24 protein-coding genes are annotated in these 25,095 nt (G+C 63.5%); 10 read left to right on the top strand and 14 right to left on the bottom strand.

What is annotated here, in order from left to right:
- Positions 1-108: 108 nt before the first annotated feature.
- From ABQJ48_RS09730 to ABQJ48_RS09700, 7 genes are all read right to left on the bottom strand, one after another.
- On the bottom strand, positions 109-1,149 hold the full coding sequence (locus ABQJ48_RS09730) for an alpha/beta fold hydrolase (RefSeq protein ID WP_367837647.1): 1,041 nt from the start codon (positions 1,147-1,149) through the stop codon (positions 109-111).
- Between the two features lie 110 nt (positions 1,150-1,259).
- A complete protein-coding gene (locus ABQJ48_RS09725) occupies positions 1,260-1,574 on the bottom strand; it encodes a DUF4148 domain-containing protein (protein ID WP_367837645.1) in 315 nt (104 codons plus the stop codon).
- 269 nt (positions 1,575-1,843) lie between these two features.
- Positions 1,844-3,079: a YbfB/YjiJ family MFS transporter gene (locus ABQJ48_RS09720; protein ID WP_367837644.1), complete on the bottom strand. Its 1,236-nt coding sequence runs from the start codon at positions 3,077-3,079 to the stop codon at positions 1,844-1,846.
- Between the two features lie 321 nt (positions 3,080-3,400).
- Positions 3,401-4,735, bottom strand: a complete 1,335-nt coding sequence (locus tag ABQJ48_RS09715) for an MFS transporter (protein ID WP_367837642.1) — start codon at positions 4,733-4,735, stop codon at positions 3,401-3,403.
- A gap of 176 nt (positions 4,736-4,911) precedes the next feature.
- Positions 4,912-5,148, bottom strand: coding sequence for a DUF2783 domain-containing protein (locus ABQJ48_RS09710; protein WP_367837641.1), 237 nt, complete (start codon positions 5,146-5,148; stop codon positions 4,912-4,914).
- A gap of 98 nt (positions 5,149-5,246) precedes the next feature.
- The gene (locus ABQJ48_RS09705; RefSeq protein ID WP_367837640.1) at positions 5,247-6,956 is read right to left on the bottom strand and encodes an FAD-dependent oxidoreductase; all 1,710 of its coding nucleotides are present in this window, start codon (positions 6,954-6,956) and stop codon (positions 5,247-5,249) included.
- 51 nt (positions 6,957-7,007) lie between these two features.
- Positions 7,008-7,967: an MBL fold metallo-hydrolase gene (locus ABQJ48_RS09700; protein ID WP_367837638.1), complete on the bottom strand. Its 960-nt coding sequence runs from the start codon at positions 7,965-7,967 to the stop codon at positions 7,008-7,010.
- A 239-nt stretch (positions 7,968-8,206) separates the two neighbouring features.
- On the opposite strand from ABQJ48_RS09700, the gene ABQJ48_RS09695 reads away from it, so the two are divergent.
- Entirely contained in the window at positions 8,207-9,094 is an 888-nt protein-coding gene (locus ABQJ48_RS09695) for an IclR family transcriptional regulator (RefSeq protein WP_367837636.1), read from the top strand.
- Positions 9,091-9,978, top strand: a complete 888-nt coding sequence (locus ABQJ48_RS09690) for an IclR family transcriptional regulator (RefSeq protein ID WP_367837634.1) — start codon at positions 9,091-9,093, stop codon at positions 9,976-9,978. The genes ABQJ48_RS09695 and ABQJ48_RS09690 overlap by 4 nt, the downstream gene beginning before the upstream one ends.
- A 25-nt stretch (positions 9,979-10,003) precedes the next feature.
- Here the strand turns inward: ABQJ48_RS09690 and ABQJ48_RS09685 are convergent, their stop codons facing one another.
- From ABQJ48_RS09685 to ABQJ48_RS09675, 3 genes are all read right to left on the bottom strand, one after another.
- Positions 10,004-10,867, bottom strand: coding sequence for a MurR/RpiR family transcriptional regulator (locus tag ABQJ48_RS09685; protein WP_367837632.1), 864 nt, complete (start codon positions 10,865-10,867; stop codon positions 10,004-10,006).
- A gap of 93 nt (positions 10,868-10,960) precedes the next feature.
- Positions 10,961-12,043 (bottom strand): ABC transporter ATP-binding protein, encoded by a 1,083-nt coding sequence (locus tag ABQJ48_RS09680; RefSeq protein WP_367837630.1) that lies wholly within the window; start codon positions 12,041-12,043, stop codon positions 10,961-10,963.
- A gap of 72 nt (positions 12,044-12,115) precedes the next feature.
- Positions 12,116-12,889 carry an SDR family oxidoreductase gene (locus ABQJ48_RS09675; RefSeq protein WP_367837628.1) on the bottom strand — a complete coding sequence of 258 codons (774 nt, stop codon included), beginning with the start codon at positions 12,887-12,889 and terminating at the stop codon, positions 12,116-12,118.
- A gap of 340 nt (positions 12,890-13,229) precedes the next feature.
- Here ABQJ48_RS09675 and ABQJ48_RS09670 point away from each other — a divergent pair, with 340 nt between their 5' ends.
- The 3 genes from ABQJ48_RS09670 (at position 13,230) to ABQJ48_RS09660 (ending at position 16,359) form a co-directional block, all read left to right on the top strand.
- On the top strand, positions 13,230-14,462 hold the full coding sequence (locus ABQJ48_RS09670; RefSeq protein ID WP_367837626.1) for an ABC transporter substrate-binding protein: 1,233 nt from the start codon (positions 13,230-13,232) through the stop codon (positions 14,460-14,462).
- Between the two features lie 158 nt (positions 14,463-14,620).
- Complete coding sequence (locus ABQJ48_RS09665) at positions 14,621-15,511, top strand: carbohydrate ABC transporter permease (protein ID WP_367837624.1); 891 nt, start codon at positions 14,621-14,623, stop codon at positions 15,509-15,511.
- Positions 15,508-16,359: a carbohydrate ABC transporter permease gene (locus tag ABQJ48_RS09660; protein WP_367837622.1), complete on the top strand. Its 852-nt coding sequence runs from the start codon at positions 15,508-15,510 to the stop codon at positions 16,357-16,359. The genes ABQJ48_RS09665 and ABQJ48_RS09660 overlap by 4 nt, the downstream gene beginning before the upstream one ends.
- A 141-nt stretch (positions 16,360-16,500) precedes the next feature.
- On the opposite strand, the gene ABQJ48_RS09655 is transcribed toward ABQJ48_RS09660, so the two are convergent.
- Positions 16,501-16,794: a DUF1330 domain-containing protein gene (locus ABQJ48_RS09655; protein WP_367837620.1), complete on the bottom strand. Its 294-nt coding sequence runs from the start codon at positions 16,792-16,794 to the stop codon at positions 16,501-16,503.
- A gap of 224 nt (positions 16,795-17,018) precedes the next feature.
- Here ABQJ48_RS09655 and ABQJ48_RS09650 point away from each other — a divergent pair, with 224 nt between their 5' ends.
- From ABQJ48_RS09650 to ABQJ48_RS09630, 5 genes are all read left to right on the top strand, one after another.
- Positions 17,019-18,167: a peptidyl-alpha-hydroxyglycine alpha-amidating lyase family protein gene (locus ABQJ48_RS09650; protein ID WP_367837618.1), complete on the top strand. Its 1,149-nt coding sequence runs from the start codon at positions 17,019-17,021 to the stop codon at positions 18,165-18,167.
- Positions 18,168-18,280: 113 nt separating this feature from the next.
- Complete coding sequence (locus tag ABQJ48_RS09645; RefSeq protein WP_367837616.1) at positions 18,281-19,171, top strand: LysR family transcriptional regulator; 891 nt, start codon at positions 18,281-18,283, stop codon at positions 19,169-19,171.
- A 349-nt stretch (positions 19,172-19,520) separates the two neighbouring features.
- Complete coding sequence (locus ABQJ48_RS09640) at positions 19,521-20,687, top strand: CaiB/BaiF CoA transferase family protein (RefSeq protein ID WP_367837615.1); 1,167 nt, start codon at positions 19,521-19,523, stop codon at positions 20,685-20,687.
- Positions 20,684-21,445 (top strand): enoyl-CoA hydratase, encoded by a 762-nt coding sequence (locus ABQJ48_RS09635; protein ID WP_367837614.1) that lies wholly within the window; start codon positions 20,684-20,686, stop codon positions 21,443-21,445. Before ABQJ48_RS09640 ends, ABQJ48_RS09635 begins: the two co-directional genes overlap by 4 nt.
- 17 nt (positions 21,446-21,462) lie before the next feature.
- Positions 21,463-21,588 (top strand): hypothetical protein, encoded by a 126-nt coding sequence (locus ABQJ48_RS09630; protein ID WP_367837613.1) that lies wholly within the window; start codon positions 21,463-21,465, stop codon positions 21,586-21,588.
- Positions 21,589-21,786: 198 nt separating this feature from the next.
- Here the strand turns inward: ABQJ48_RS09630 and ABQJ48_RS09625 are convergent, their stop codons facing one another.
- From ABQJ48_RS09625 to ABQJ48_RS09615, 3 genes are all read right to left on the bottom strand, one after another.
- Positions 21,787-22,224, bottom strand: a complete 438-nt coding sequence (locus tag ABQJ48_RS09625; protein WP_367837612.1) for a hypothetical protein — start codon at positions 22,222-22,224, stop codon at positions 21,787-21,789.
- A gap of 292 nt (positions 22,225-22,516) precedes the next feature.
- Positions 22,517-22,936, bottom strand: coding sequence for a hypothetical protein (locus ABQJ48_RS09620; protein WP_367837610.1), 420 nt, complete (start codon positions 22,934-22,936; stop codon positions 22,517-22,519).
- A 33-nt stretch (positions 22,937-22,969) separates the two neighbouring features.
- On the bottom strand, positions 22,970-24,919 hold the full coding sequence (locus ABQJ48_RS09615; RefSeq protein WP_367837609.1) for a putative bifunctional diguanylate cyclase/phosphodiesterase: 1,950 nt from the start codon (positions 24,917-24,919) through the stop codon (positions 22,970-22,972).
- Positions 24,920-25,095 lie beyond the last annotated feature (176 nt).

The raw sequence follows: 25,095 nt of genomic DNA, 5'->3' as shown, positions 1-25,095 counted from the left end.
AATCGCGATGAGCGAGACCTCCACTCATCGCGATTCTTTTCGCGCCAATCTCACGACACCGCGCGCCGGCGATTGACCACGCCGTGGTGTCGACGCCGGCGCGACTAACTACAGGCGCGTGACATCGATGATCGCGTCGGCGAAGGCCTTCGGCGCTTCCTGCGGCAAGTTGTGTCCAATGCCGCCGTCAAGGTTGCGGTGCTGATACCTGCCCGTGAATTTCTTCGCATAGGCGGCCGGCTCCGGATGCGCCGCGCCGTTTGCATCGCCTTCCATTGTGATGGTCGGCACGCCGATCGTCGGCGCCGTCGCCAGGCGCTTTTCCAGTTCATCGTATTGCGGCTCGCCCTGGGCCAGCCCCAGGCGCCACCGGTAGTTGTGAATCACCACGGCCACATGGTCGGGATTGTCGAACGATTGTGCCGAGCGCTCGAACGTCGCATCGTCGAACTGCCATTTCGGCGAGGCCGTTTGCCAGATCAGCTTGTTGAAGTCGTGCCGGTTCGCTTCATAGCCCGCATAGCCGCGCTCCGTGGCGAAGTAGAACTGATACCACCACGCCAGCTCCGCCTTCGGCGGCAACGGCGCATGGTTCGCTGCCTGACTGCCGATCAGGTAGCCGCTCACCGACACCATTGCCTTGCATCGCTCAGGCCACAGCGCCGCGATGATGTTGACCGTGCGCGCACCCCAGTCGAACCCGCCCAGCACCGCCTTGTCGATTTTCAGTGCGTCCATCAGCGCGATGATGTCCACCGCGACCACCGCTTGCTGAGCATTGCGCGGCGTATCGGCGGAGAGAAAACGCGTCGAACCATAGCCGCGCAGATACGGCACGATCACGCGGTAGCCCGCGGCCACCAGCAGCGGCGTCACTTCCGCGAAGCTGTGAATGTCGTAAGGCCAGCCGTGCAGCAGAATGACGACCGGCCCGTGATGCGGGCCCGCCTCTGCGTAGCCGACATTCAGCGTGCCGGCGTTGATCTGGCGAATCGGCCCGAACGCCGCGACAGCTGCCCCCTTCGTACTGCCCGTCGCGGCATTGGACTGCGCGTGAGCGAGTCCGCTCAGGCCCAGCTCCAGCAGGCTGATACCGGCAACGGTGGTCCCCAGCAGACGGCGACGGCGCATATTGATCGGGTCCGGCATGGCTATTCTCCTTTTGACGCAGTTCTAACTATAGAAAGCGGGCTTTTAATCGTGAAGCCCAACGTGACGTGCCGCGATGACTGCAGCGCGGCCGTTGAACGTATCCCTGCTTATGGCTTCGCGTAGACCGCGCCAAGACCGATGACATCCGACTGCGTGTCGCGCGAAGTCGATGCCGAAGTGCCCGCCGCCGTACCACCGTACGACGACGCGGACAGGCTCTGTTGCGCATTCAGACGTGCCTGCGCCGCATCGATGTTCTTCGGATATTGAGCCTGATCGCTGGCGGGGTTGTAGCCGGCGCGCTCCAGCTCGACCAGTTGCGCGCGGACATCGGCACGGTTAAGCGGCTGGTTGGACTGCGCGAACGACAAAACGGGAATGGCGACTAGCGTGGCGACGACAAGCGATTGAACGACCTTCATGATTTTCACCTCGAGAGAATGGATTGCCGCAAACATCTGTTTGCGTTCCTGTTCTGCAAAACCAGTGGGTCTGGCCTGGAGGTATTAGACGTCGCGGACGTATCGGGCTTGTGTCCGCAATCAGGAGCAATGCAACGTTATGTACCGACTGACGACGTGGATACATTGCGATACAAAAACGCGGAGGATCGATCAGGACATCGGCAGCTAAAGAACGTAGTACGAGCGGGGCCGTTGATGCTATCGCGCGCCCGCGCTCGTTCGTCGAGTCATGCTACCCGCAGCGGCTTCTGCCAGGCGGCCAGCACGGCGCCGGCCGCAAGCAGCAACGCGGAATAAACCAGGCCTCGCGCAAGACCGGCGCCGTCCGACACCCAGCCGATCACCATCGGCCCAACGATCTGTCCAAACGCGAATACGATCGTGAAAGCGCTGATGCCTTTGGCCCAGTGACTCGCCGGCAGGTTATGGCGCACGAACGCCGTGGTCGACGCGACCGCCGACAAAAACGTCGCGCCGAACAGCAGCCCCGACACGAACGCCACCCACGGTTGCGCGAACAGTGCGGGCAGCACCGTCGCGAGGGCCAGCAACGCATTGAGCACCGCGAGCGCCTGACCGCCGCGCATCCGGTCGAGCAGCCCGGACCACACACGCGCCGACACCACGGTCGCCACGCCGAGCAGCAGATAAAAGCACGTTACGACCGTCGCGCTCATCCCTGCATTGCGCAGCAGCGCGACGATGAACGTCATATAGCCGATATAGCCGACCCCGAACAAGCCATAGCCCGCCAGCGCCGCGCCGAAACGCGGCCAATGCAGCCCCGCTACGAGGCCCGGCCCGCGCCCCGCCGCTGCGACGCTCGCGTGCACGCTTTCGATTCTGCGCGCCGCGCCGATCGCCACCGTCGCGAACACTGCGCATGCGGCCGCCAGTGCGAACCACGCAAATTGCCAGCCGTGCGCGGCGTTGACGATACTCAGCGGCACCAGCACCGAGGACGCCACGATGCCCCATCCCGTGCCGCCGTAGTACAAGCCGAGGACGAGCCCCGCGTCGTGCGGTCGGGCCGACGCGAGGCGAGCGGCGAGCACGCCGCCACTGATGAAGATCGCCGCGCTGCTGACGCCGGTGATCATGCGCAACGTCAGCAGCGAATCGGTGTCGGCGATCAGTCCGCTGCCGGCCATTAGCAGCGCGGTGGCCGCACAACCGCCGCAGAACAATGCGCCGGCCGACCAGCGGCGCGCGAGTCGCGGGAACGCCAGCGCTCCGAGTAGATAGCCAAGGGCATTGGCCGTGTTCATCGCACCGGCTTGAGCGAAGCTCCAGCCGAGGTCGAGCTTCATCGACGGCAACAGCAGTGCGTAGGCGAAGCGCGCGAGTCCTAGCGCAATGGCGCTGCCCAGCGACAGAGCGGCGGCGAGCGTGAGGGTCGGCAGGCGCTGCGCCGTTTCGGTGGATGCGGGGTTCGGTGCGGTATCGAGGGTGGTTGGCGGCATGGGCGGGTGCGACTGACCTGAAGTTCTGCAAAACGGTTGGACTGGAGGGGTGATTGTGGCTTCGCGCCATCATACCCGGGGACGGTTTGCGGGACTGGCCGTTAGTTGCGTTTCAAAGCGGCAATCGCATACCCGCATCTTTCTCCCGATGGTCGATCCGTCTTGCGTTTTCAGCGGCTGTAGCAGCGGTTCAGTTGCGTGGACCGACTCGCTCATCGCCGCACGTGTGCCGCGGAAATATCATTGCAGACCACGCCCGGCGCGCCACGCAAACGGGTCCTCGCGACTCGACCCACGGACATCCGCAGCGCGCCGGCATCGTCAGCCGGCTTTCTGCTCTTTCGGCACGCCGAGCAGCAATGCCACGCCGCTCACAATCAGCAACATGGTGAGCAGATACAGCGCATTGTCCATGCTGCCGGTGTGCGTCTTGATCAGACCGATCACCCACGGACTGACGATCCCGCTGGTAATGCCGATGCTGCTGATCAACGCAATGCCGGCAGCAGCAGCCGTGCCGGACAGATAGCTGGACGGCACCGTCCAGAAGATCGGCAGCGCGGCGAAGATCAGCACCGCGGCGAGCGAGAGGATGGCGAGCATCGCAGGAAAGCTGCTCAGATGCAGCGTCAACAGCGAGAGCGCCACGCCGCCGCCGATCGTGCAAGCGGCAAAGTGACGCCGACGCTCGCCGCGCCGGTCCGAATGACGTGCAATCAAAATCAGCCCCACTGCCCCGACCGCATTCGGGATCACGGTGTACAGGCTGATCGCCAGCATGTCGTGCACGCCGAAGTCGCGAATCATCAGCGGCATCCAGAAATTCAGCGTCAACGACGCACAGGTCAGCGCAAAGTAGATGAACGCGAACAGGTAGACGCGCGGGTTGCGCAACGCCTGCATCAGCGAGCGCGACGAATGCGCGTCTGCGTGCGAGGCGTGACGGCGCTCGTCGTCGCGCTGCGCGATCAGCCGCGCCTTCTCCGCCGCGCTCAGCCAGTTCGCGTGCTGAGGGCCATCCACCAGATAGAAGGCGGCGAGCAGACCCAGCACGATCGCGGGCGCGCCTTCGATCACGAACATCCACTGCCAGCCGAACAGTCCCAGCACGCCAGCCATGTCCCGCATGATCCAGCCGGACACCAGGCCGCCCAGCACGCCCGCCACCGCGACGCCCGCAAAGAAGATCGACAGCACGGCCGCGCGCCGCCGCGCGGGATACCAGTAGGTCAGGTACAGCACGATGCCGGGAAAGAAGCCTGCTTCAAACACGCCGAGCATGAAGCGCATCACGTAGAAGTGCGTCGGCGTGGAGACCATCATCATGCCGACCGAGGCGATGCCCCACAGCAGCATGATCCGCGTGAAAGTCCGGCGCGCGCCGAAACGCGCGAGCAGAAGATTGCTCGGCACTTCGCACAGCACATACCCGATGTAGAAGACCCCCGCGCCGAGACCATACATTGCGTCGCTGAAACCGAGGTCGTGCTTCATCTGCAATTGCGCGAAGCCGATGTTGATGCGATCCAGAAACGACACGACGTAGCACAGGAACAGAAACGGAACGATTCGCAGCGTCACCTTGCGATACAGCGGGTCGTCGTAAGTGGTGCCGGACGCATCCGGCTCCAGCGCGGGGGCGAAAGATTGGCTCATCGGTTTTCTCCAAACGTGAGGGTCCAACGGACCCGGTAGGTCCGGCGTCTTGATGCGCCGCTTGGGTGTTGTGCCGAGACGGCACGCGCGCGCAGCGATGCGCCGCGTGGCCGTTGTGAGTGGCGCGGCATCGCGGCCGCGCGCGTTCTGCTTGCTGCTTGCCTCTTTACACCGGCTTAGGCGGCCAGCGGATGTTCGGGCTGATTCGGGACCGGAGCATCGGCCACACCTTCGCGCGCGTACTGCATGGCCTCGATCAGCGTCGCGTAGTCGCCGATATGGTTGGCAAGCAGCAGGATCAATTGCGCATTCGCTGATTGGCTCTGCGCGTCGTTCAGATCGCGATGCATGTCGATCAGCGCCTCATAGAAATCGTCGGGGCGCTCGAGATTCGGTTGGGTGTTCAATGCCATGTCTGTCTCCTGCTTTTTGACTCGTACGCTGATGCGCTCATGCAGTCATACGGTTGCGGCGCTTGTGCGCTTATGCGCGCACCCGCGAGCTTGCGCGCTCAGGCCGTGCCTGCTACGCACAGCGCGCGCTTGAACGCCTGCTCGATAGCGTTCGAGTCCACTTTGCGCCAACGCCCGCACACATGCTGGTCCGGCCGAATCAGGTAGAACGTGCCGTGCGTAGCGTCATAGCGTGCGTTCGCCAAACCCTCGGCGTCGTGGACCACACGCACGCCCGGCCACGGCGCGGGCCGCACATCGCCGCGTGTCACGACGACGAGCCTGAACGGAATCGGCCGCTCACGCAGTGCGTCCAACGCGGCGCGCGTCGCCGGATCGATATCTTGCTCGCCGCAGAACAGCACGCCGGTGAACTGCTGCCCGAGCTGCTGCAACAACCACCCCGCCTGGCCGTCCACCTGCACGGGTGCATCGGCGCACGACGCGCCCGGCACCATCGCGCCGTCGAAACGGTCCCCGTCCGCCGTGTTCAGCGGGGAATCGTGCAGCACCGCCGGCACCGAGAGCCGCCCGCTATTGGTCAACTGACGCGCGAACGGATGATGCCGCGAGAGCTTCAGCACCGCATCGCGGAACACGCGGCTCACCGGACTTTTCGGCGTAATGAAATCGGTGGAGCGGGTGGAGTTGCGGATGTTCTCGTCGGCGGCGAATTCACGTTCGCTGGCATACGTGTCGAGCAAAGCATCGGAGGCCTTTCCTTCGAGCACCATCGCCAGCTTCCATGCGAGGTTTTCCGCGTCCTGCACGCCGCTGTTCGCGCCGCGCGCGCCGAACGGCGACACGCCATGCGCAGAGTCGCCCGCGAACAGCACGTTGCCGTGCCGAAAGCGCTCCATGCGCAAACACGAGAACGTATAGACGCTGACCCATTCCAGTTCGAACTTCGCGTCCGCGCCGAGCAATGCGCGCACACGCGGAATCACGCGCTCGGGCGTTTTCTCCAGGACGGGATCGGCGTCCCATCCGAGCTGGAAATCGATCCGCCACACATTGTCCGGCTGACGATGCAGCAACACCGATTGATTCGGATGGAACGGCGGATCGAACCAGAACCAGCGCTCGGTCGGAAAGTCCGCTTCCATTTTCACGTCGGCGATCAGGAAGCGGTCCTTGAAGGTCACGCCCTTGCTGTCGAGTCCCATCAGCTTGCGCACCGGACTGCGCGAGCCGTCGGCAGCGACCACGTAACGGCCGCGCAACGGGTACTGCCCGTTGGGCGTTTCGACCGTCAGGGTCACGCCGGCCTCGCAAGTGCCGGGTGTGCCGTTCTGCTCTACGCCGACCACTTTGCTTTGCCAGCGGATCTCGAGATTCGGCATCTCCTGCGCGCGTTCGAGCAGAAAGCCTTCGACGTAGTACTGCTGCAGATTGATGAACGCAGGCCGACGATGACCGGCCTCCGGTTGCAGATTGAACGTGTACACCAGCTCGTCTTTCAGGAACACCTTGCCGACATTCCAGCTGATGCCCTTGTCCACCATCTTCTGACCGCAGCCCAGGCGGTCGAAGATGTCGAGTGTGCGCTTCGAAAAACAGATCGCCCGCGATCCTGTGGACAACGAACAATCGTCATCGACCAGCACGACCGGCACGCCCTGTTGCGCGACGTCGATCGCGGTGGCAAGGCCGACCGGCCCCGCGCCCACCACGATCACTGGATGGACCGCCTGCCGCGCGTCCGGGTGTTCGCTCTGTTCGCGGCACGGCTGGTATTCGAACGACAGCGTCTGGTAGTTGATGCTCATCTCGTGTCTCCGTCCATCTCTGTGCGCTGCATCGCTACGCTTCGATTGCGATCAGGCTTGCAGCGCGTCCCACATGTCCTTGTCGCGTTGCGCGGTCCAGATGCGCGGATGCGTGATGCCGCTCGCTTCGTCGAATGCGCGTGAGACATCGAACGGCAGACAATGCTCGTAGATGAACACGTGGCCGAATTTGGGGTCCATCGCCTTACGCGTGAGCGCCATCGCGGCCTTCAGATCGAGCTTCTGCGCGACGGCTTCGCGGCCCTGTTCGAGCAGCGTGGTGACGAAGTCCCTGGTGTAGTCGAGACCCTTGTTGACGTCTTCAGGTGTGGTCAATGCGGGTCCGCGGCCGGGCACCAGCTTGTCGGCCCCCAGCGCGCGCAGTGCTTCGAGCGTGGCCGGCCATTGTGCGAGCTGCGCGTCGCCGCAATAGCAGGCCGCGTCGTATTCGACCAGGTCGCCGGAGAACAGCACCTTCTGCGACGGCAGCCACACCACCGTGTCGCCCTTCGTATGACCCGCCCCAAGATGCGCGATGCGCACTTCGAGCTTGCCGAGGAATAGCGTAATTTCTTTTTCGAATACCAGAGTCGGCCACGTGAGGCCCGGCACGGTTTCGACGCCGGCAAACAGACGCGGGAAGCGCTCGATTTCCGATTTCATGTCGGCCTCGCCGCGCTCGACGATCATCTCGTACGTGCCGCGGCTCGCGATCACCTGCTGCGCGCCTTCCGCGAAGTACGCCGACGCGCCGAGCACGCGCACCGCGTGGTAGTGCGACAGCACGACGTATTTGATCGGCTTGTCCGTGACGCTGCGAATCTTCGCGATGAGGTCTTGCGCCATGGCCGGCGTGGCGGTGGTGTCGACGATCAGTACGCCGTCGTCGCCGATGATCACGCCCGAGTTCGGATCGCCTTCGGCGGTGTACGCGTAGGCATTCTCGGACAGCTGGGTCCACGTGACTTTCTTGACTTCCAGGTCGGCCTGGGATGCGAATGCCTTTGCCATGCTCATCTCCCTCAATGGTTGGACGTGAGGCGAGACGGCCGGCTGCGTGCGCCGACGGCATGAAAGAACTGTCTCGCCCCGTTTTGACTCTATGACTGCACCGGTGTGTCGGGGTGAATGCATCTTATGGCCGCGCCAGTTTATTTGTCAATAGCGAAATGTATCGTTATATGCAAATTTCACGAGGCCCATGCCTGAAGCAGGATGGCGCGGCCATTCGAAGGGGTTGTTCGGCTAACATGACCCTTTTCAGAGACGAGAACGCGAGTGTGAGCAAAGCAGCGAAACCGGCCGCGGGCAAAGGCGCGCGAGGCGACGAAACGGCGGACGGCGGCAAGACGCAGCGCGGCATTCAAAGCGTCGAAGTGGGCGGCCGGGTGTTGCTGGCGCTCGCCCGGGCGCGCGCGCCGCTGGCCTTGTCCGACCTTGCCGCCGCCGCGCAGATCGCCCCGGGTCAGGCGCACGCCTATCTGGTCAGCTTGAGCCGCCTGGGTCTCATCAAACGCGACGAACTCTCCGGCCGCTATGAGCCCGGGCCGCTGTCGTTGCGGCTCGGTTTGCTGCGACTCGAAAACCAGCCGGCGTTTCGCGCCGCCGTGCCGCGCGTCGCCGCGCTGGCCGAAGCCATTGGCTTTAGCGTCGCGATCTGTATCGCCGGGCCGCAAGGGCCGACCATCGTTCGCTATGAACACGGCGGGTTTCCGCTGCACGTCAACTTGCATGTGGGCACGGTGATGTCGCTGCCGGCGACGTCGACGGGACGCGTGTTTTGCGCGTTCTTGCCGGCCGACGCGCTGGCCGCGATGTGGGCCAATCAGGCGGGCGCTGCTCCTGGCGCCATGACGCCGCCCGCGCAAAGCGCCGCCTTCGAAGCGGCGTTGAACCGGATTCGCGCGCGTGGTCTGGAGTCCAGCGTGGATGCGCCGAGTCCGGGCATCAGCAGTTTGAGCGCGCCGGTGCTGGATGGCGACGGCCGCCTGGCGCTTGCGTTGACGGTGATCGGCTCGACCGGCGCGATCGACGTCGCCGCCGACGGCGCGGTTGCCCGCGCGCTGCTCGCCGCGACGCACGACATCGGCGCGCAACTTGCGGCAGCGCGTTCCATCACAGCTTCTTTCCCAACGTGACCGACTCTCCCGACCCTTCCCATTCCTCTGCCGATGCGAAACCGCAGCGCGGCATCCAGTCACTGGACAGCACCGGCGACTTGCTGAGCGCGCTGGTTTCGGCCGCGCGACCGTTGAGCTTGCGCGATCTGGCGGCGCTGGCCGGCATGCCGCCGGCCAAGGCGTTTCCGCATCTGGTGAGTCTGCTGAAAATCGGCTTGCTCGACCGCGATGCGGCGGGTTGTTTCGAAGCCGGACCGCTCGCTCTCGAATTGGGCTTGATCGGCCTGCAGCGCCTGTCGCCGACGCGAGAGGCGGAGCCCGAAGTGGTCGAATTGGCCGCATCGACCGGAATGAGCGTCGCGATGGCGGTGCTGGGGCCGCTCGGTCCGACCGTCGTGCGTCTGGAGGAATCGGCGCGGCCGCTGCATGTGAGCTTGCGGGTCGGCTCGGTGATGTCGCTCGTGAATACGGCGATTGGCCGCGTATTCGCCGCACATGTCGCGGATGATGTGCTAGCGGGTCTGCTCGTGCAGGATCACCTGCGGCTGGCCGGGGATGCTTCGACTGCGCAGGCGGCATCGCGAACCGTGGCCCTTGCAAGCGGTGCGGACACGGCGCCGGAGTTCGCGCCCGCCAGCACCGCTTACGCACATCGACTCGCGCAAATCCGCACGGATGGCATCGATACGGCCTTGAGCCGGCCCGTGCCCGGCATCGACACCCTGGCTGCACCGGTGTTCGACCATACCGGCAGCATTTGCCTCGTGCTCGCGTCGATGGGCCCGAGCGGCAGTTTCGCGAGCGACCCCGCGGGCACACCGGCGCAGACACTGCGCGCCGCGACCTTGCGGTTATCGCGAAGATTTGGCTGGATAGCGTCGACGGGCGAGAGCCTCGCCTAAGCGCATGCGGCAGAGCGCGGGCGGATCAGTCTCCCGTCCGCTCGGGCTCGTGCGAGGCCAACCTGGCCTTGGCATGCCGCATCTTTTCGAGCGTCTTGGGACCGGCTTTCAGCGCGACGCCGATCGCGAGCGCGTCCATGATGCACAGATGCACGAGCCGCGACACGCCCGGCGTGTTCGGATCGATCGGACTAGGCACGCGCAGCAGCAGCGGAATATCGACTAGCCACGCGAGCCGCGAGCCGACATTGGTCAACGCGATCGTGGTCGCGCCGCGCTCCTTGGCGATCTGGATGCTCTCGTTGACTTCGACGCTGCGTCCCGAATGCGAAATCGCGAAGGCCACGTCGCCCGGCTCCAGCAGGCCGGCGTAAAGCCGCTGCAAATGACCATCCGTAAAGGCGCTCGACGCAATGTCGATGCGCAGGAAACGTAACGCCGCATCTTGCGCGACCAGCCCCGAGCCCGAACCCACGCCGAAGAAAAACACCCGCCCCGCACTCGACAACGCCGCGATCGCGCTCTCGACCACCGCCGGGTCGAGCGCACCGCGCGCATGCGTAATGCCGTCGATCGCCGCCTCGCCGACCTTGTCCATCAGGGTCTGCACGTCGTCGTCGCGCGCCACCGCCGTGGATGCGTACGGCATGCCGCCCGCCACGCTTTGCGCCAGCCGCATCTTGAAGTCGCGCAGCCCATGTGCGCCGATCGCGCGGCAAAAACGCGTGACGGAAGGCTCGGACACCTCGGCACGCTGCGCGAGTTCGGTGATGCTCGCACGCATCGCGAAGTCGACGTCGCTCAGCACCATGTCGGCGACCTTGCGTTCGGCGGGCCGCAAACTGCCAAGCGCACCGCGGATGTGGGGAATCAAGTTCGGTGCGGACACCCGGTGTTCCTCGAGGGTTAAATGAATCCGCGTGGCTCGCAGCTTCGATCGGCTCGAGCCGACCTGAGCCGGCATCAAGCGGCAACGCGCGGTTCAGGCCAACCTGCGTCCACTCTCCGTATCGAACAGATGAATATGTTCGGCCGGCAAACGCAGCGCGACTCGCTGACCGGGCTCGACCTTCGAGCGCTGGCGAGTCGTCACGCACCACGGGTTGCCGCCTATTTTCCCGTACAAGTGCGTCTCCGCGCCAGTCGGCTCCACTACTTCGACGTCCATCGCGGCGTCGGGTGTCCGAGTGGTGGTCTCGATGTGCTCCGGCCGCACGCCGAGCGTGAGCTTCGCGCCGGGCGCGGCCGATGCGCTCACGCTTTCCAGCACGATCTCCGCACCGTCTGCGAGCTTTAACACCTGGCCGGGCCCTTGCGCGCGATTCACGACCACCCCTTCCGCGAAATTCATCGACGGCGAGCCAAGGAAGCTCGCGACGAACAGGTTCGCCGGATGGTCATACAGTTCCAGCGGCCGGCCAATCTGCTCGATCCGCCCTGCGTTCATGACGACGATGCGGTCGGCCATCGTCATCGCTTCGATCTGATCGTGCGTGACGTAGATCACCGTGTTCTTCAAGCGCTGATGCAGCGCCTTGATTTCCGTGCGCATCTGCACCCGCAGCTTGGCGTCGAGATTGGACAGCGGCTCGTCGAACAGGAACAGCGACGGTTCGCGCACCACCGCGCGGCCCATCGCGACCCGTTGCCGCTGCCCCCCCGACAGCGCGCGCGGCAAGCGGTCCAGATAGCCGCCAAGATTCAGCATCTTCGCGGCGGCCTCGATGCGCGGTTTGAAACTCGCGGAGGACTCCTTACGAATCCGCGGTCCGAACGCGATGTTTTCATAGACCGACAGATGCGGGTAAAGCGCGTAGCTCTGGAACACCATCGAGATATTGCGCTGCTGCGGCGCGAGGCTGTTCGCGCGCGTGCCGCCGATCATCAGGTCGCCGCCGCTGATCTCCTCCAAACCCGCGATCATCCGCATCAGCGTGCTCTTGCCGCAGCCCGACGGCCCGACCAGCACGACGAACTCGCCGTCGTCGATGGCGAGATCGATGCCGTGGACCACCTGGGTATCGCCATAGCGCTTGAAGATGCCGCTCAGTTGCACTGCTGCCATGCTGTCCTCATTGTCTTGCTGCGTTGAGCCGGCCGCCTTGTTGCGGTTCGGCAGAACGTGACGTGAAATGGCTTAGAACGATTCGAGCGTCAGTTCTTCCGCCATCAGCCGATTGCCGGCCATCAGACCGCCGTCTACCGGCAGCGCGACGCCGGTGATCACGCGCGCCATCGGCGACGCGAGAAACAGCACGGCGTCGGCGATGTCGTCGGGCGTCGCGAAGTCGCGCAACGGATACCACTTTTTCAGGTCCTCGAACACCTGCGGATTCTTGTCGACGCGCGCCTGCCACGCCTGCGTCTTCACCGTGCCCGGACACACGATGTTGGCGCGAATGCCATAACGGCCCAGTTCGATCGCCAGTGCCTTCGTGTAGCTGATCAAGCCGGCCTTGGCGGCGCTGTAGGCCGGATGACCGAGCGCGGCCAGCCCGTTTACAGAGCCGATCAGCACCAGCGCGCCGCGCTGCCGTTCGATCATCGACGCCCGCACCGCTTCCACCGTGTGGTACGTGCCGTTCAGATTCAGATGGACGTCGCGCTGCCAGCTCGCGGCGTCCGTGTTGGCGAGCGTCGTGCCCAACGCTGCGCCGGCGTTCGCGACCATCACATCCACCGGCCCCCGGATGCGCACGGCGTCGGACACCGCTTGCTGCACGGCGGCGGCATCGCCGAGATCGACGGCGACCGGCGTCACCTGGGCCTCGCCCAGTTGCGCGGTCAGTGCCCGCAGCGCGGCTGCGTCGAGGTCGAGCGCCAGCACCGTGTCGCCCTGCTCCACGAAGCGCCTGCAGAGCACGCTCCCAATGCCGCCGCACGCCCCGGTCACCAACACCACACGGTTCATTTCCGCCTCCCTCTGGGCGCGCCGCCGGTTCGAGACCGGCGCACTAGCCTGTAAATTTCCTACAAATCCGGTCGCATCACTTGAACGCAGCGATCCCGAAGTTTGGATATCGGCGGGATCGCGTTATGCAGGATATCCCTGCGTTACAGCATCTTATGCACAAATCCGGCCGAGAAAAAATATCGTTGACCCTACGTGACAAGCAATTTTGCGTCATGTAGGATTTTTTCAAACAATTCAACCCCAGCCGCCGGCGACGGCAGCAGACCACCCCACCATCGCAGGATGGGACCGGAGGCAAGCGCTCAAGCGCTCACTCCGTTCGACACAGGAGAGAGAAATGTCGTTGCATGCCCGTGCTTCCCTCGCGCTCGGCAAAGTCGCCGTGGCGCTCGCTTTCGCCGGTATCGCCGTCGCGGCCCACGCCGACACGGTCCGCGTCACGGTCGCCCATTACAGCGACGCGACCGCACCGTACTTCGAAAAAATGGCCCGCAACTTCGAGAAGGCCAACCCCGGCACGACCATCAAGATCGAAGACGTGAACTGGGATACGCTGCAACAGAAACTGCAAACGGACATCTCCGGCAACGCCAACGCCGACCTGGCGATCGTCGGCACGCGCTGGCTGCTCGACTTCGTGAAGGACGATGTGGCCGAACCGCTCGACGGCTACATGGACGCCAGTTTCAAGGCCCGCTTCATTGGTCCGTTTCTCGCGCCGGGTCAGATCAACGGCAAGACTTATGGCCTGCCTATCGCCGCTTCCGCGCGCGCGCTGTACTACAACAAGGACCTGCTCGCGAAGGTCGGCTATCCCGACGGCCCGAAGACCTGGAACGACGTGATCGACGCGTCGAAAAAGCTCAAGGCGCAAGGCGTTGCGGGCTTCGGTCTGCAGGGCAAGGAAATCGAAACCGACGTCTACTATTACTACGCGCTGTGGACCAACGGCGGCGACGTGGTCGGCAAGGACGGCAAGGCGGCGTTCAATTCGCCGGCCGGTATCAAGGCGGCCACGCTGTACAAGTCGATGATCGACCAGGGTCTGACGCAACCGGGCGTAACCGGCTATAGCCGTGAAGACGTGCAGAACCTCTTCAAGCAGGGCCGCGTCGCGATGATGATCTCCGCGCCGTTCCTCGCCAAGCAGATCAAGAAGGAAGCGCCGAACCTCAAGTACGGCATCGACCCGATCCCGATGGGCACCACGCACGCCACGTATGCGGTCACGGATTCGATCGTGATGTTCAAGAACTCGAAGGTGAAGAAGTCGGCGTGGAAGTTCCTCGACTATCTGTTCACGAAGGAACCGCGCGTCGCGTTCACGTCGACCGAAGGCTTCCTGCCGACCACCAAGGCCGAGGCGACCGATCCGGCGTTCAACGATCCGGACACCAAGGCGTTCGTCGCACTGCTGCCGACGGCTCACTTCGCGCCGACGGTGACCGGCTGGGAAGACACCGCGAAAGCCGTGACCGATGCAATGCAATCGATCTACCTTGGCAAGGCGCAGCCGGCCGATGCATTGAACGCGGCGGCCGCGCAAGCGAACAAGTCGCTCGGCCACTGATGCTCACAGACTGAACTGATGTGACGTGCTAGCGCGCAACGCGCGCCGCCCTTGCCCAGGGCGGCGCGCGTCGCTCCCGTGATGCACGTGCAGCACGACCCGCCCCATCCCGTCGCGCCCGCGCATGGAGCGCGCACGCGTCTTACCATCGAGCACGCATGAGCCGTTCCGCTTCTTCGCGCTTGCAAGCGCCCTGGTTGCTGATTGCGCCGAGCCTGGTGCTCGCGCTGTTCATCATCAGCTATCCGATTTTCAACATCGTGTGGCAATCGCTGCATGAAGTGTCGCGTTTCGGCGCGATTCGCGACTTCACGGGTCTGCAGAATTTCTACAACGTGTTCAGCGACCCCGTGTTTCTCGCATCCACGCGACGCACGCTCATCTGGACCGTGTGCGTGGTCGGCGGCACGGTGCTGATCTCGGTGCCGGTGGCGCTGGTGCTGAATCAGGATTTCCACGGACGCGGCGTAGCACGCACGATCGTCATGCTGCCGTGGTCCGTGTCCCTGACGATGACCGCCGTGGTCTGGCGTTGGGCCTTCAACGACGACTACGGGATGGTCAACGTCACGTTGCAAAGGCTCGGCCTGATCGGCGGTCCGATCCATTGGCTCGCGACGCCGGAGCTGGCGTTTCCGGTTGAGATCGCCGTCGGCATTCTGGTGTCGATTCCGTTCACGGTGACGATACTGCTGGGCGGCCTTTCGTCCGTGCCCGGCGATATCTACGAGGCGGCGCGCATCGACGGCGCGAGCGCCTGGCAGCAGTTCCGCCAGCTCACCATGCCGCTGCTGCGCCCGTTCATCAACATGACGATTCTGCTGAACGTGATCTACGTGTTCAACTCGTTCCCGATCATCTGGGTAATGACGCAAGGCGGCCCCGACAACAGCACGCACATTCTCGTCACGTATCTCTACGAGCTGGGCTTCCGGCTCGGACGTCCCGGCGAAGCGGCGGCGGTCTCGCTGATCATGCTCGTCATGCTGTTCGTTTTCTCGATCGCCTATCTGCGCCTGCAGCGCGCGAAAGAAGGAGACCTGTCATGAGGCTCGACGCCAAGATGAGGCGCTCGCTGTGGTGCTGGCTCGCGTTGTCGCCGCTGGTGGTGGTCGTGCTGTTTCCGTTCACGGTCATGTTCTTTACCGCATTGAAGCCGGCTTCGGAGATTTTCGTGTATCCGGCGCGCTGGCTGCCCGTGCATTGGCAATGGCGCAATTTCGTCGACATGTGGGACGCGGCGAATTTCGGCGTCGCATTGCGCAACAGCACGGTCATCAGCCTGCTGTCGACAATGCTCGCCCTCGCGGTAAGCCTGCCGGCCGCTTATGCGCTCGCGCGCTTTCCGTTTCGCGGACGCGGTCTGTACCGGCAGTTTCTCCTGGTCACGCAGATGCTCTCGCCGATCCTGCTCGTGGTCGGTTTGTTCCGCCTCGCCGCGATGATCCCGTTCGGCGACGGCAACCTCGTCGACTCGAAGATCGGCGTGATCGTTTCGTATGCGGCTTTCAATATCGCGTTTGCGGTGTGGATGCTGTCGTCGTACTTTCAGACCGTGCCGCGTGATCTGGAAGAGTCGGCGTGGCTCGAAGGATGCGGGCGGACCAAGGCCGTGTTCAAGGTGTTCCTGCCGCTCGCCGTGCCGGCGATCGTCGTAACCGCGATCTTCACGTTCATCAACGCGTGGAACGAGTTTGCGGTGGTCTATACGCTGATTCGCTCGCCGGAAAACAAGACGCTCACCGTGCAGGTGACGGACATGGTCGCGGGCAAGTATGTGGTCGAGTGGCATCTGGTGATGGCCGCTACGCTCTGCGCGACGTTGCCCGTATCGATCGTGTTTGCCTGGTTGCAGCGGTATCTGGTGAAGGGGCTGGCGCTGGGGGCCGTGAAGTGACGCTCGTGCCGCTTTGATAACAACGCTTTGTACCAACTTCAGGCAGCGCGTGCGGCGCCCGGCGATTCGACTCGTCGTGGGCGGCGCCGCACATCGTCATAGGGAACGTGGCGAGGCACGTTGCCCTGCGCAGCTGGAGAATCAGTCGGTGCCGCGCACGATGCGCAAATCGCGCTCGACGCCGTCACCCAAAGCTTCGAGCGCCTTCTTGTAGGCATCGCTCGAATAGGCGGCCAGCGCCGCTTCGTAGCTCGGAAACTCTATCACCACGGTGCGCTCCTTCAAGCCCTGTTCGCGAGCCTCTTCTGCTACACCGCGCACGAGGAACTTGCCGCCGGCTGCCGCCACCGCGGGCGCGGCAAGCTGCGCATAGGCGGCGAGCTTCGCCGGGTCGTTGGTCTTGCGGTAGGAAGACACCCAATATCCTTTGCTCATTCGAATCTCCTTTGTACAACGGTTTAAGTGCAGTCGCGGCTTTACATATTAGCAAAGAGATTGGCGTGCTTGCGGGCATGCGTGACTGCCTGCCCCGCGTGCCGCGTCCGCTTAGCTATTCAGCGCGTTGTGCACTACGATTGCTTTTGCACGTTTCGAGCGTCACTACGTGAGCACCTGACGGACCGCAATGCAGCTATCTTAATGGTCGAAGGAGACATCGAATGAACGAGCAATATGCGTCGTTTTGTCCGTGCTGCGGCAGTGCAGTGCATCGGGCAATGAGTCGCCGGACTTTCATGAGCCTGATCGCCGGCAGCGCCGCGGGGCTCGCCATGCCGGCGGCGTTTGCAGACACACCAGCGGCGCCAGCCATTCCTTACGACTCCATTGCCGAACCCGTACATCTACCTAAAGACACCTACTTCGGCGAATGCTCCGGCGTCGCGCTGAACTCGCACGGGCACATCTTCGTGCTGTCTCGCGGCAACAGCACCGGGCCCGCGTATGGTGCCGCCGCCGCGCAACTCCTGGAGTTCGCACCCGACGGACGCTTCGTTCGCGAGATCGGCCACCACCTGTATGCGTGGTCGTTCGCGCACACCGTCAAGGTGGACCGACAGGACAACATCTGGGTGACGGACAAAGGCTCCGACATGGTGATCAAGTTCCCGCCGGACGCCCGCGTCGCGATGGTGTTCGGCCGCAAGCAGGAAGCCTCCGACGAGGACACCGCTCCCCTCAAGCACCCGAATCCGCCGCTGCCGTCCGATCCTGGGCGCTTTCGCCAGGTGACGGATGTCGCGTGGGACGCGGCCGGCAACACCTACATCAGCGACGGCTATATCAACTCGCGCGTCGCGAAGGTCGACCGGGACGGCAACTGGGTGAAGTCATGGGGCGACCGCGGCACAGGTCCGGGCCCGTTTCATACGCCGCACAGCATCGCGGTCGATGCGCACAACAACGTCTATGTCGCGGACCGCAGCAACCGGCGCATCCAGGTGTTCGACACCGAAGGCACGTTTTTGCGGCAATTCACTATCGACGTGCCGGTGCCGCCGGATGCGCGTCCGGCGATCGGCAACATGCCGGACGAAGCGGCGATCGCGGCCGGCACCTTCGCGCCCGGCTCGCCGTGGGCGATCTGCATTTCACCGGGGCCGAACCAGGTGCTCTACAGCGCCGACGCTTTTCCGGGCCGCATCTACAAGATGACGCTCGACGGCAAGGTGCTCGGCGTGCTGGGCAAAGCGGGCAAGCAGCCGAAGCAGTTCGGCTGGATTCATCAGATGGCGTGCCCGGCGGAGAATACGTTGTTCGTCGCTGAACTGCTGAACTGGCGTGTGCAGAAGCTGATTCTGCACACTTGAGCCGCGGTTACCTCGAGTGGTTGGCGCACGCCGATGGCAGTGGCGGCGCACCTATGCGCCGCCATGACCAAGCGACCGGAATCGCGCTCCCTTTGACAAGCCTGGAGTCCTCTTTGAAATTCGATACGACAACCGTCCGGCTGGTCCTGGCGATCGTCGAGGAGGGCAGCATCTCGCGTGCCGCCGACAAGCTCAATCTGGCCGTGGCCGCCGCGTCGCGACGCGTATCGGATCTCGAGGAGCAACTCGGTGCGCGGCTCTTCAGGCGCGTGCCGCACGGGGTCGAAGTCACCGAATCGGGCGGCAAGCTACTGCAATACCTGCGGCAGATCGACAATCTGATCGACCGTCTGGAAGGCGACGCGCAAGCGCTCAACCACGGCCTCGACGGCCGCATCATCATTGGCGCGCCGAAGGCGGTCGTCATTCAGTTCCTCGCGGGCGAGATCGCCGACATTCAGCACAAGTATCCCGGCATCACGCTGAAGATCGTCGAAGAGAACAGCAAGATCGTGCAGCAACTGCTGCGCGACAAGGTGATCGACGTGGGCATCTACGAGAAGAAGAGCGGCTTTCTGGACCTTCCCCAGATTCCATACAGGAACGACCGCCTGGTGCTGGTATATAGCCGCGCGCACTTTCAGTTTCACGACGAGCCGATCGGCATCGACGATATTCTCGATGTGCCTATCGTGAGTCTCGGCAAAGGGTCGGCGGTGCTGTCGGCCGTGCAGCGCGCGTATCGCAGCCGGGGACGGCTATTTGCCAACAACTTCACGGTCAGCGGTTTCGACACCATGCTCGCAATGGTGCGGCATGGGCTCGGCGTCGGCCTGATGCCGCCTGAAGTGCTGCGCAGTTTTCATCCCGAGCCCTCGCTCGCGTCCGCCGCGTTGCAGGGAGACTGGCATCAGCGCAGCTACGTGCTCTCTTGCGTCGAGGGACATGCGCAGGAGCAGACGCTGAGCAACGTGGTGAACCGCCTGGTCGGCAAAATGGCTTAGTTCGCACGCTCTCCGGTTTCGCGGCACGCGAAACCAGGCATGACTGGACCATTCTTGCGGCGGCTTTTTCTGTCGGCGAAAGTGGCGCATCAAGCTCATGCAGGAGACGAGATGTTGCCGCCGCATACCTGGCGCGATCGCCGCAGCGCCATCGCGCATGCCGATTCATACCCGCTTCGCCTGCGTCGTCAACTGCACAACCGCCTGCATCAGCGATTGCCTGGCCTGTGCAGCGCACGCGTGCTGACTGCAAGTCCTGCGACCACGCTCGCCTGATCTAACCGTACCGTTCGCTACGCGCCAACGCCAGCGCACGGTTTGATCACCACTTCAACCAGAGAACCTCGACATGACCGAATCGAAACATCTACCGTTGGAAGGCATCCGTGTGCTCGACGTGAGCCAGGTGATGGCCGGACCGTTCGCCTGCATGCTGCTTGCCGACATGGGCGCCGACGTCATCAAGGTCGAGCCGCCGGAAGGCGATCAGACGCGCGGTGCGATGGGCTTCAAGATGAAGGGCCCCGACAGCATGGGCTTTCTGAACATGAACCGCAACAAGCGCTCGCTGACGCTCGACCTCAAGAGCGACGAAGGACGCGAGTTCTTCTACCAGCTTGCCAAAACGGCTGACGTAATCGTCGAAAATTACCGGCCCGGCGTGGTGCAGCGTCTGCGCATCGACTATGAATCGATCAGAAAGATCAACCCGAAGATTATCTACGCCAGCATTTCCGGCTTCGGACAAAGCGGACCGTGGGCCTCGCGGCCGGGCTTCGATCTGATGGCGCAGGCCATGTCCGGCGTGATGAGCGTAACGGGCTACAAGGACGGCAAACCCGTCAAGGCAGGCGTGCCGGTGGCCGACATCGGCTGCGCACTGTTCGCGGTGTACGGCGTGCTGTCGGCGTACATCGGCGCGCAAAAAACCGGCGAGGGCCAGCACATCGACGCGTCGCTGTTCGACTCGGTGATGGCGTTCTCGATCTGGGACATGTCCGATTACTGGGGCACGGGCGTGCCGCCGACGCCGCTCGGCACCAGCAACAAGATGAGCGCACCCTACCAGGCGGTGAAGGCGCGCGACGGGTACTTCGTGATGGGCGCGACCAACCAGAAGCTGTGGACGAAGCTGTGCGAACTGCTGCAACGCCCGGACCTGGTCGAACACGCGGATTACGCAACCGTATCGCTACGACTGAAGAACCGCGAGGCAATGATCGAGGTACTGGAGCAGGAATTCGCGAAGCGCAACAGCGCCGACTGGGTCGACGCGATGCTCGCGGCCGGCATTCCGGCGGGCCCCATCCTTTCGTACCCCGAAGCGTTTGCAAGCGAGCACGCCCAGCACCGCCGCATGTGCATGGAGATCGACCATCCGAACGAAGGTAAGGTCAAGAACATCGGCTTCCCCGTCAAGATGCTCGGCACGCCGCAAACGGTGCGCCGCCATCCGCCGCTGCTCGGCGAGCACAATGACGAGATCTTTGCCGAGATCAACGGGAGGGCATCATGAGCGAGCCCGTCACGCTAACCGTCCATCCGTCGGGCGCCGCGGAGATCGTGATCGACCGGCCCGAGCGGCACAACGCGATGACGCTCGACATGTACGAGTCGCTGCTGACGCTGATCGCACAGTGCGAACAGAACAGCAGCGTGCGCTGCATCCTGTTTCGCGGCGCGGGCGGCAAGTCGTTCATTGCCGGCACCGACATCGCGTACTTCAAGGACTTCCGCGACGGCCGCGATGGCATTGTCTACGAGGCCTTCGTCGAACGCGTGATCGACACGGTGGAGCGCATTGCCAAGCCCACCATCGCCGTGATCGACGGGTGGGCGGTAGGCGGCGGCCTCGCGCTCGCGACGGCTTGCGACTTCAGGCTGTGCAGCGACACCTCGCGCCTGGGCGTACCTATCGCGAAGACGCTGTCGAACACGCTGTCCTCACGCAACCTCGCGCGACTTCAGGCGGCGCTCGGCGTGCCGCGCGTCAAGAAGATGCTGCTGCTCGCCGATTACCTCGGCGCCGCGGAAGCGCTGGAATGCGGGTACATGTATGGCGTTTTCACGCAGGACGCTTTGCAGGATGCCGCGCATGCGCTGGCGCAACGGCTTATCGCGCTGTCGCCGGTGACGCAGAAAGCGGTGAAGGAGAGCCTGCGCCGCATCGTGGTCGAACAGCGGTTCGACGACGAAGATCTGATCGAAGAAGTGTACGGCAGTGCCGGGTTCAGGGACGCCGTGCTCAGGTTCACGTCGGGCTCGTCGAAATAGCGACCAACGAAATCAACATGGATGCGAGCCGTGCCATGGACATCGCGTATGACCGCTCCCGTACGGCGAGCGGCTTCATGAGCGGGACCGGCTTCGCCGCCGCGATCGTCGGTCTGGTCGTGCCTGCTGACCTTCAGGGATGAAGCCGGACGCCCCGTTCGTCGACGAGCCGAAGTCTGCTGCTGCGCTTCGGTGCCCGCAGGGAGCGACGCTGCCGCGTTTGCCGTGGTGGGCAAGCGCTGGTAAAGGATCGCGGCGCCATTTCGCGTGCATCCACTGCTTCGTGGGCGCGGCCGCAGCGCGACCGCGCTCGCCAAACGATGCCCACCCGACATGCTGATTTAGTCGTAGTGGCGATGCTTATGGTGCTTGCGCGAACCGTAGCCACGCGAGTAATCACCCCCATATGAGTTCGAGCGCGACATGTTGCCACCGAGTGCCGAACCCGCGCCGCCGCCCAGCGCCGCGCCGACCAGGCCGCCGCCACGGCCACCCATTGCATTGCCGGCCGCTGTGCCCGCACCACCGCCCAGCGCCCCGCCGATGATCGCGCCCGTGCGCTCACGGCGATTCGACGTCACGGCGCCACCGGCCCCGCCGCCCACTGCGCCGCCGAGCACAGCGCCCGTGCTGCCGCCCACCGCGCCGCCAAGCGCCGCGCCTGCCACACCGCCCAGTGCGCCGCCAAGCGCGTTGTTCATATCGCCGGCAACTGCCGACAACGATGCCGCAGCTGTGAATGCAGCAACGGCTACCAATTGGATGATTTTCTTCGACATAAGAGGTCTTTAATTTTTTTGAGACGGCGCCGAGTATAACCGGCCATTCGAACGGCTTTGTAACTGCCGCGGCGTGGCCCGGTAAGACGTGTAACAAATGATCCCGCGGATCAGCCAGCGCTCGTTGCGGGCGCATGAGTCGCAGAGTTGAGTGACGGTTTTAGTTTATTTTGGATCACTGAATAAATTGCATGACAACACGCGCAGGGCGGAGTCGCAGAACCACCGCATGAAAAGCGCTCCAATGCACCGATTGCAGCGCCGCGGCAACCCATCTCTGTCCGGGCAACCGTTACTGCGTGGGCGGCTGCGGATTATTCGCCGGATCGGTATCGAATTTGTGCACACGGTGGACACCATTTGCGCCGACCAGCTTCAACAGTTCTGTTTCGATGGCATCCGCGATTTCTTTGCCATAAACTTCGTCGCCCTTCACATAGACCGTAAATGACCGCAGATATTTCGCTTTCTTCTCCGGATTCCGGATCGTGTCCCGAGTCCATTGATAGAGCGGATACTTCTCCGTCCCCAGTCGTTCCGCCTCGCTGACGTAATCGGCGAATGCATCGAACTGGCATTTCAACGTTGCGCCGTGTCTGCGCAGAACCTCGCTTAGCGCAGCATTTGCCTCGTGGCACGGGCGGGCCCGCAAAGCGTCAGCCAGTTCAGGCGAGACGGTGATCCTCAACTGAAATTGCAATGGGCCGGTCATATCTACCTCGATGATTTAACTCGGCGCCGGACCTCAACGCCGCGCGCTCACAGTCTTGTCCGCCAAATGCGCAGCCGGGTTCGCGGCAATCTGCTCGATTTCGCTGCCGCGCAGTGGACCGCCCAACAGAAAGCCTTGCGCGTGCGTGCATCCGCACACGCGCACGAAGTCCAGTTGTTCCTGCGTTTCGATCCCCTCCGCCGTAGTCGGAATGCCTATTTCCCGCGCCAGCGCGACGATCCCGCGCACCACCGCCGCGGATTCGCGACCATGCACGGACTCCTTGACGAAAGAGCTGTCGATTTTCAGCTTGTCGAACGGAAAGCGCACGAGCGTCGACATGGTCGAAAAGCCGGTGCCGAAATCGTCGAGCGCCAGGCCGATGCCCAACGCGCGCAACCTCGCGACGTTGCGCCGCGTCACGGTGTCGTCGTTCAATAGCACCGTCTCCGTCACCTCGATGTTCAGGCGATCCGGCGGCAGCCTTGTCCTGCGCAGAATCGCCGCGACCGTCGACGCAAACGACTCTTCGCGCAACTGCACCGGTGACACGTTCACCGCGACCACGACCTCGTCGCGCCATGTCGCTGCTTCCGAGCACGACTGCAGCAACGCCCATTCACCCAATGCGAGGATCAGGCCCGTGCGCTCGGCGGTCGGAATGAACGCGACTGGCGAAAGCTCGCCGCGAGTCGGGTGGGTCCAGCGCATCAGCGCCTCCCGGCCGGAAACCGTACCGTCGCTGAGATCGACGATTGGCTGATACTCCATGCGCAAACCATTGAACGTCTTCAGCGCGCCTTCAAGGTCGCTGCGCAGCAAACTCAGGCTTTCATCAGATACGTGCCTGTCGGCATCGAACAACGCGAATGCGCTTTTGCCGCTGCGTTTGACCGCATACAGCGCGCGGTCCGCGCAGATCAGCAATTGTGGTCCGGTCTTCGCGTGCCGCGGATAGAGCGAAACACCGACGCTCGCGCCGATATGCACGAGCGCTTCGCTCAACGTGAACGGGCGCGCGAGTGTCTTGACGATGCGCTCGGCCAGCACACGCACCTCGCGCGCCTGACTCATGCCATCGGCGATGGCGACGAACTCGTCGCCGGCAAGGCGTCCCACCAGCTCGCCGCTCGGCAGCGTCTCACGCAAACGGCTCGCCGCCTCCTGCAGAATCTGATCGCCTGCTGCATGGCCGAGGCTGTCGTTGATCGCTTTGAAACCATCGAGATCGATCAGTAGAACAGCGAACGGCTGATCGTGCCGCATCGCGCCCATTTCCGTGCGCTCCAGCAGCAGTTCGCTGATACGTGCGCGATTGGGCAAGCCGGTGAGGCTGTCAAGGCGAGCCAGGCGGTGACTATTTTCGCGGGCCAGCAGCAAAGCGACGGTATCGCGATTGCTGCGCAGCGCCACGGTGAAAAAACCCGCTGCGCAGAACGGCGCCTGAAACAGCAGCACGAGCTTGCCATTGCCCGGCGACAGCGCCGCACCGAGACCCAACAGGCTGAGAATGAAAGTGATTTGCAACAGCACGAGTCGGGGCGTGCCCGCATTGCGACCGGCCAATCCGCCGATCACGCCGACCGCGCAAACGTTGCCCAGCAGAAAAAGCGTCGGATTTCCGCTGATATTGCACAGTAATGTGCCAAAGCCGAATAGCACGCTCCATAGCAGACTCACCAGTAAAAATGCGGAGGTCGGCGTCGGCCGGTCTTGTGCGCTGCGCCTGCGGCATAGCCAGATCAACGTGAGGCGCGCTATCAGCAAGGCGACCACGGCGATGCCCCACGCGGCGTAAAGCGGAATCGGATACAGATAGAAAGCGGTTGCGCAAACGCTGATTTCGCAAATCGACGCGAATATGATGGATGCGGTTCGCGTAAATAAATGCGCGAGCAAGATCTGGCGGTTGTCTGGACTCAGGTTGTGAGCACAAGACACGACCCATTTGAAAAACGAAGACCTTGGTTCGCTGAAAGCCATGCCCTGCGCATTTGACGGTGAGTGGATTCAAACGGGGTTTGCGCGGCAATTATCACGTAAACTTAAAGCGTCAGGTCGATTAGTGGCAGTGATTGTGTGTGGCATAGAGCGCACGGACGGAAAACGACGCGCATCAATAAGAATACCCGATAGCGCCCGCGGCGCAGCAGAGTAGT

Source organism: Paraburkholderia suaedae, assembly GCF_040812055.1.
In the GTDB taxonomy this organism is placed as follows: Bacteria; Pseudomonadota; Gammaproteobacteria; order Burkholderiales; family Burkholderiaceae; genus Paraburkholderia.
Note: the sequence above shows the minus strand (reverse complement) of the source record. Positions and strands in the feature narration are given on the sequence as shown.

Coding starts and splice junctions, on each gene's coding strand:
- ABQJ48_RS09635 (WP_367837614.1), top strand. CDS start 20,684: ATGAGCGAGCCCGTCACGCTAACCGTCCATCCGTCGGGCGCCGCGGAG.
- ABQJ48_RS09630 (WP_367837613.1), top strand. CDS start 21,463: ATGGATGCGAGCCGTGCCATGGACATCGCGTATGACCGCTCCCGTACG.
- ABQJ48_RS09620 (WP_367837610.1), bottom strand. CDS start 22,936: ATGACCGGCCCATTGCAATTTCAGTTGAGGATCACCGTCTCGCCTGAA.
- ABQJ48_RS09660 (WP_367837622.1), top strand. CDS start 15,508: ATGAGGCTCGACGCCAAGATGAGGCGCTCGCTGTGGTGCTGGCTCGCG.
- ABQJ48_RS09715 (WP_367837642.1), bottom strand. CDS start 4,735: ATGAGCCAATCTTTCGCCCCCGCGCTGGAGCCGGATGCGTCCGGCACC.
- ABQJ48_RS09625 (WP_367837612.1), bottom strand. CDS start 22,224: ATGTCGAAGAAAATCATCCAATTGGTAGCCGTTGCTGCATTCACAGCT.
- ABQJ48_RS09650 (WP_367837618.1), top strand. CDS start 17,019: ATGAACGAGCAATATGCGTCGTTTTGTCCGTGCTGCGGCAGTGCAGTG.
- ABQJ48_RS09720 (WP_367837644.1), bottom strand. CDS start 3,079: ATGCCGCCAACCACCCTCGATACCGCACCGAACCCCGCATCCACCGAA.
- ABQJ48_RS09725 (WP_367837645.1), bottom strand. CDS start 1,574: ATGAAGGTCGTTCAATCGCTTGTCGTCGCCACGCTAGTCGCCATTCCC.
- ABQJ48_RS09695 (WP_367837636.1), top strand. CDS start 8,207: ATGACCCTTTTCAGAGACGAGAACGCGAGTGTGAGCAAAGCAGCGAAA.
- ABQJ48_RS09680 (WP_367837630.1), bottom strand. CDS start 12,043: ATGGCAGCAGTGCAACTGAGCGGCATCTTCAAGCGCTATGGCGATACC.
- ABQJ48_RS09665 (WP_367837624.1), top strand. CDS start 14,621: ATGAGCCGTTCCGCTTCTTCGCGCTTGCAAGCGCCCTGGTTGCTGATT.
- ABQJ48_RS09710 (WP_367837641.1), bottom strand. CDS start 5,148: ATGGCATTGAACACCCAACCGAATCTCGAGCGCCCCGACGATTTCTAT.
- ABQJ48_RS09705 (WP_367837640.1), bottom strand. CDS start 6,956: ATGAGCATCAACTACCAGACGCTGTCGTTCGAATACCAGCCGTGCCGC.
- ABQJ48_RS09640 (WP_367837615.1), top strand. CDS start 19,521: ATGACCGAATCGAAACATCTACCGTTGGAAGGCATCCGTGTGCTCGAC.
- ABQJ48_RS09675 (WP_367837628.1), bottom strand. CDS start 12,889: ATGAACCGTGTGGTGTTGGTGACCGGGGCGTGCGGCGGCATTGGGAGC.
- ABQJ48_RS09730 (WP_367837647.1), bottom strand. CDS start 1,149: ATGCCGGACCCGATCAATATGCGCCGTCGCCGTCTGCTGGGGACCACC.
- ABQJ48_RS09670 (WP_367837626.1), top strand. CDS start 13,230: ATGTCGTTGCATGCCCGTGCTTCCCTCGCGCTCGGCAAAGTCGCCGTG.
- ABQJ48_RS09615 (WP_367837609.1), bottom strand. CDS start 24,919: ATGGCTTTCAGCGAACCAAGGTCTTCGTTTTTCAAATGGGTCGTGTCT.
- ABQJ48_RS09655 (WP_367837620.1), bottom strand. CDS start 16,794: ATGAGCAAAGGATATTGGGTGTCTTCCTACCGCAAGACCAACGACCCG.
- ABQJ48_RS09700 (WP_367837638.1), bottom strand. CDS start 7,967: ATGGCAAAGGCATTCGCATCCCAGGCCGACCTGGAAGTCAAGAAAGTC.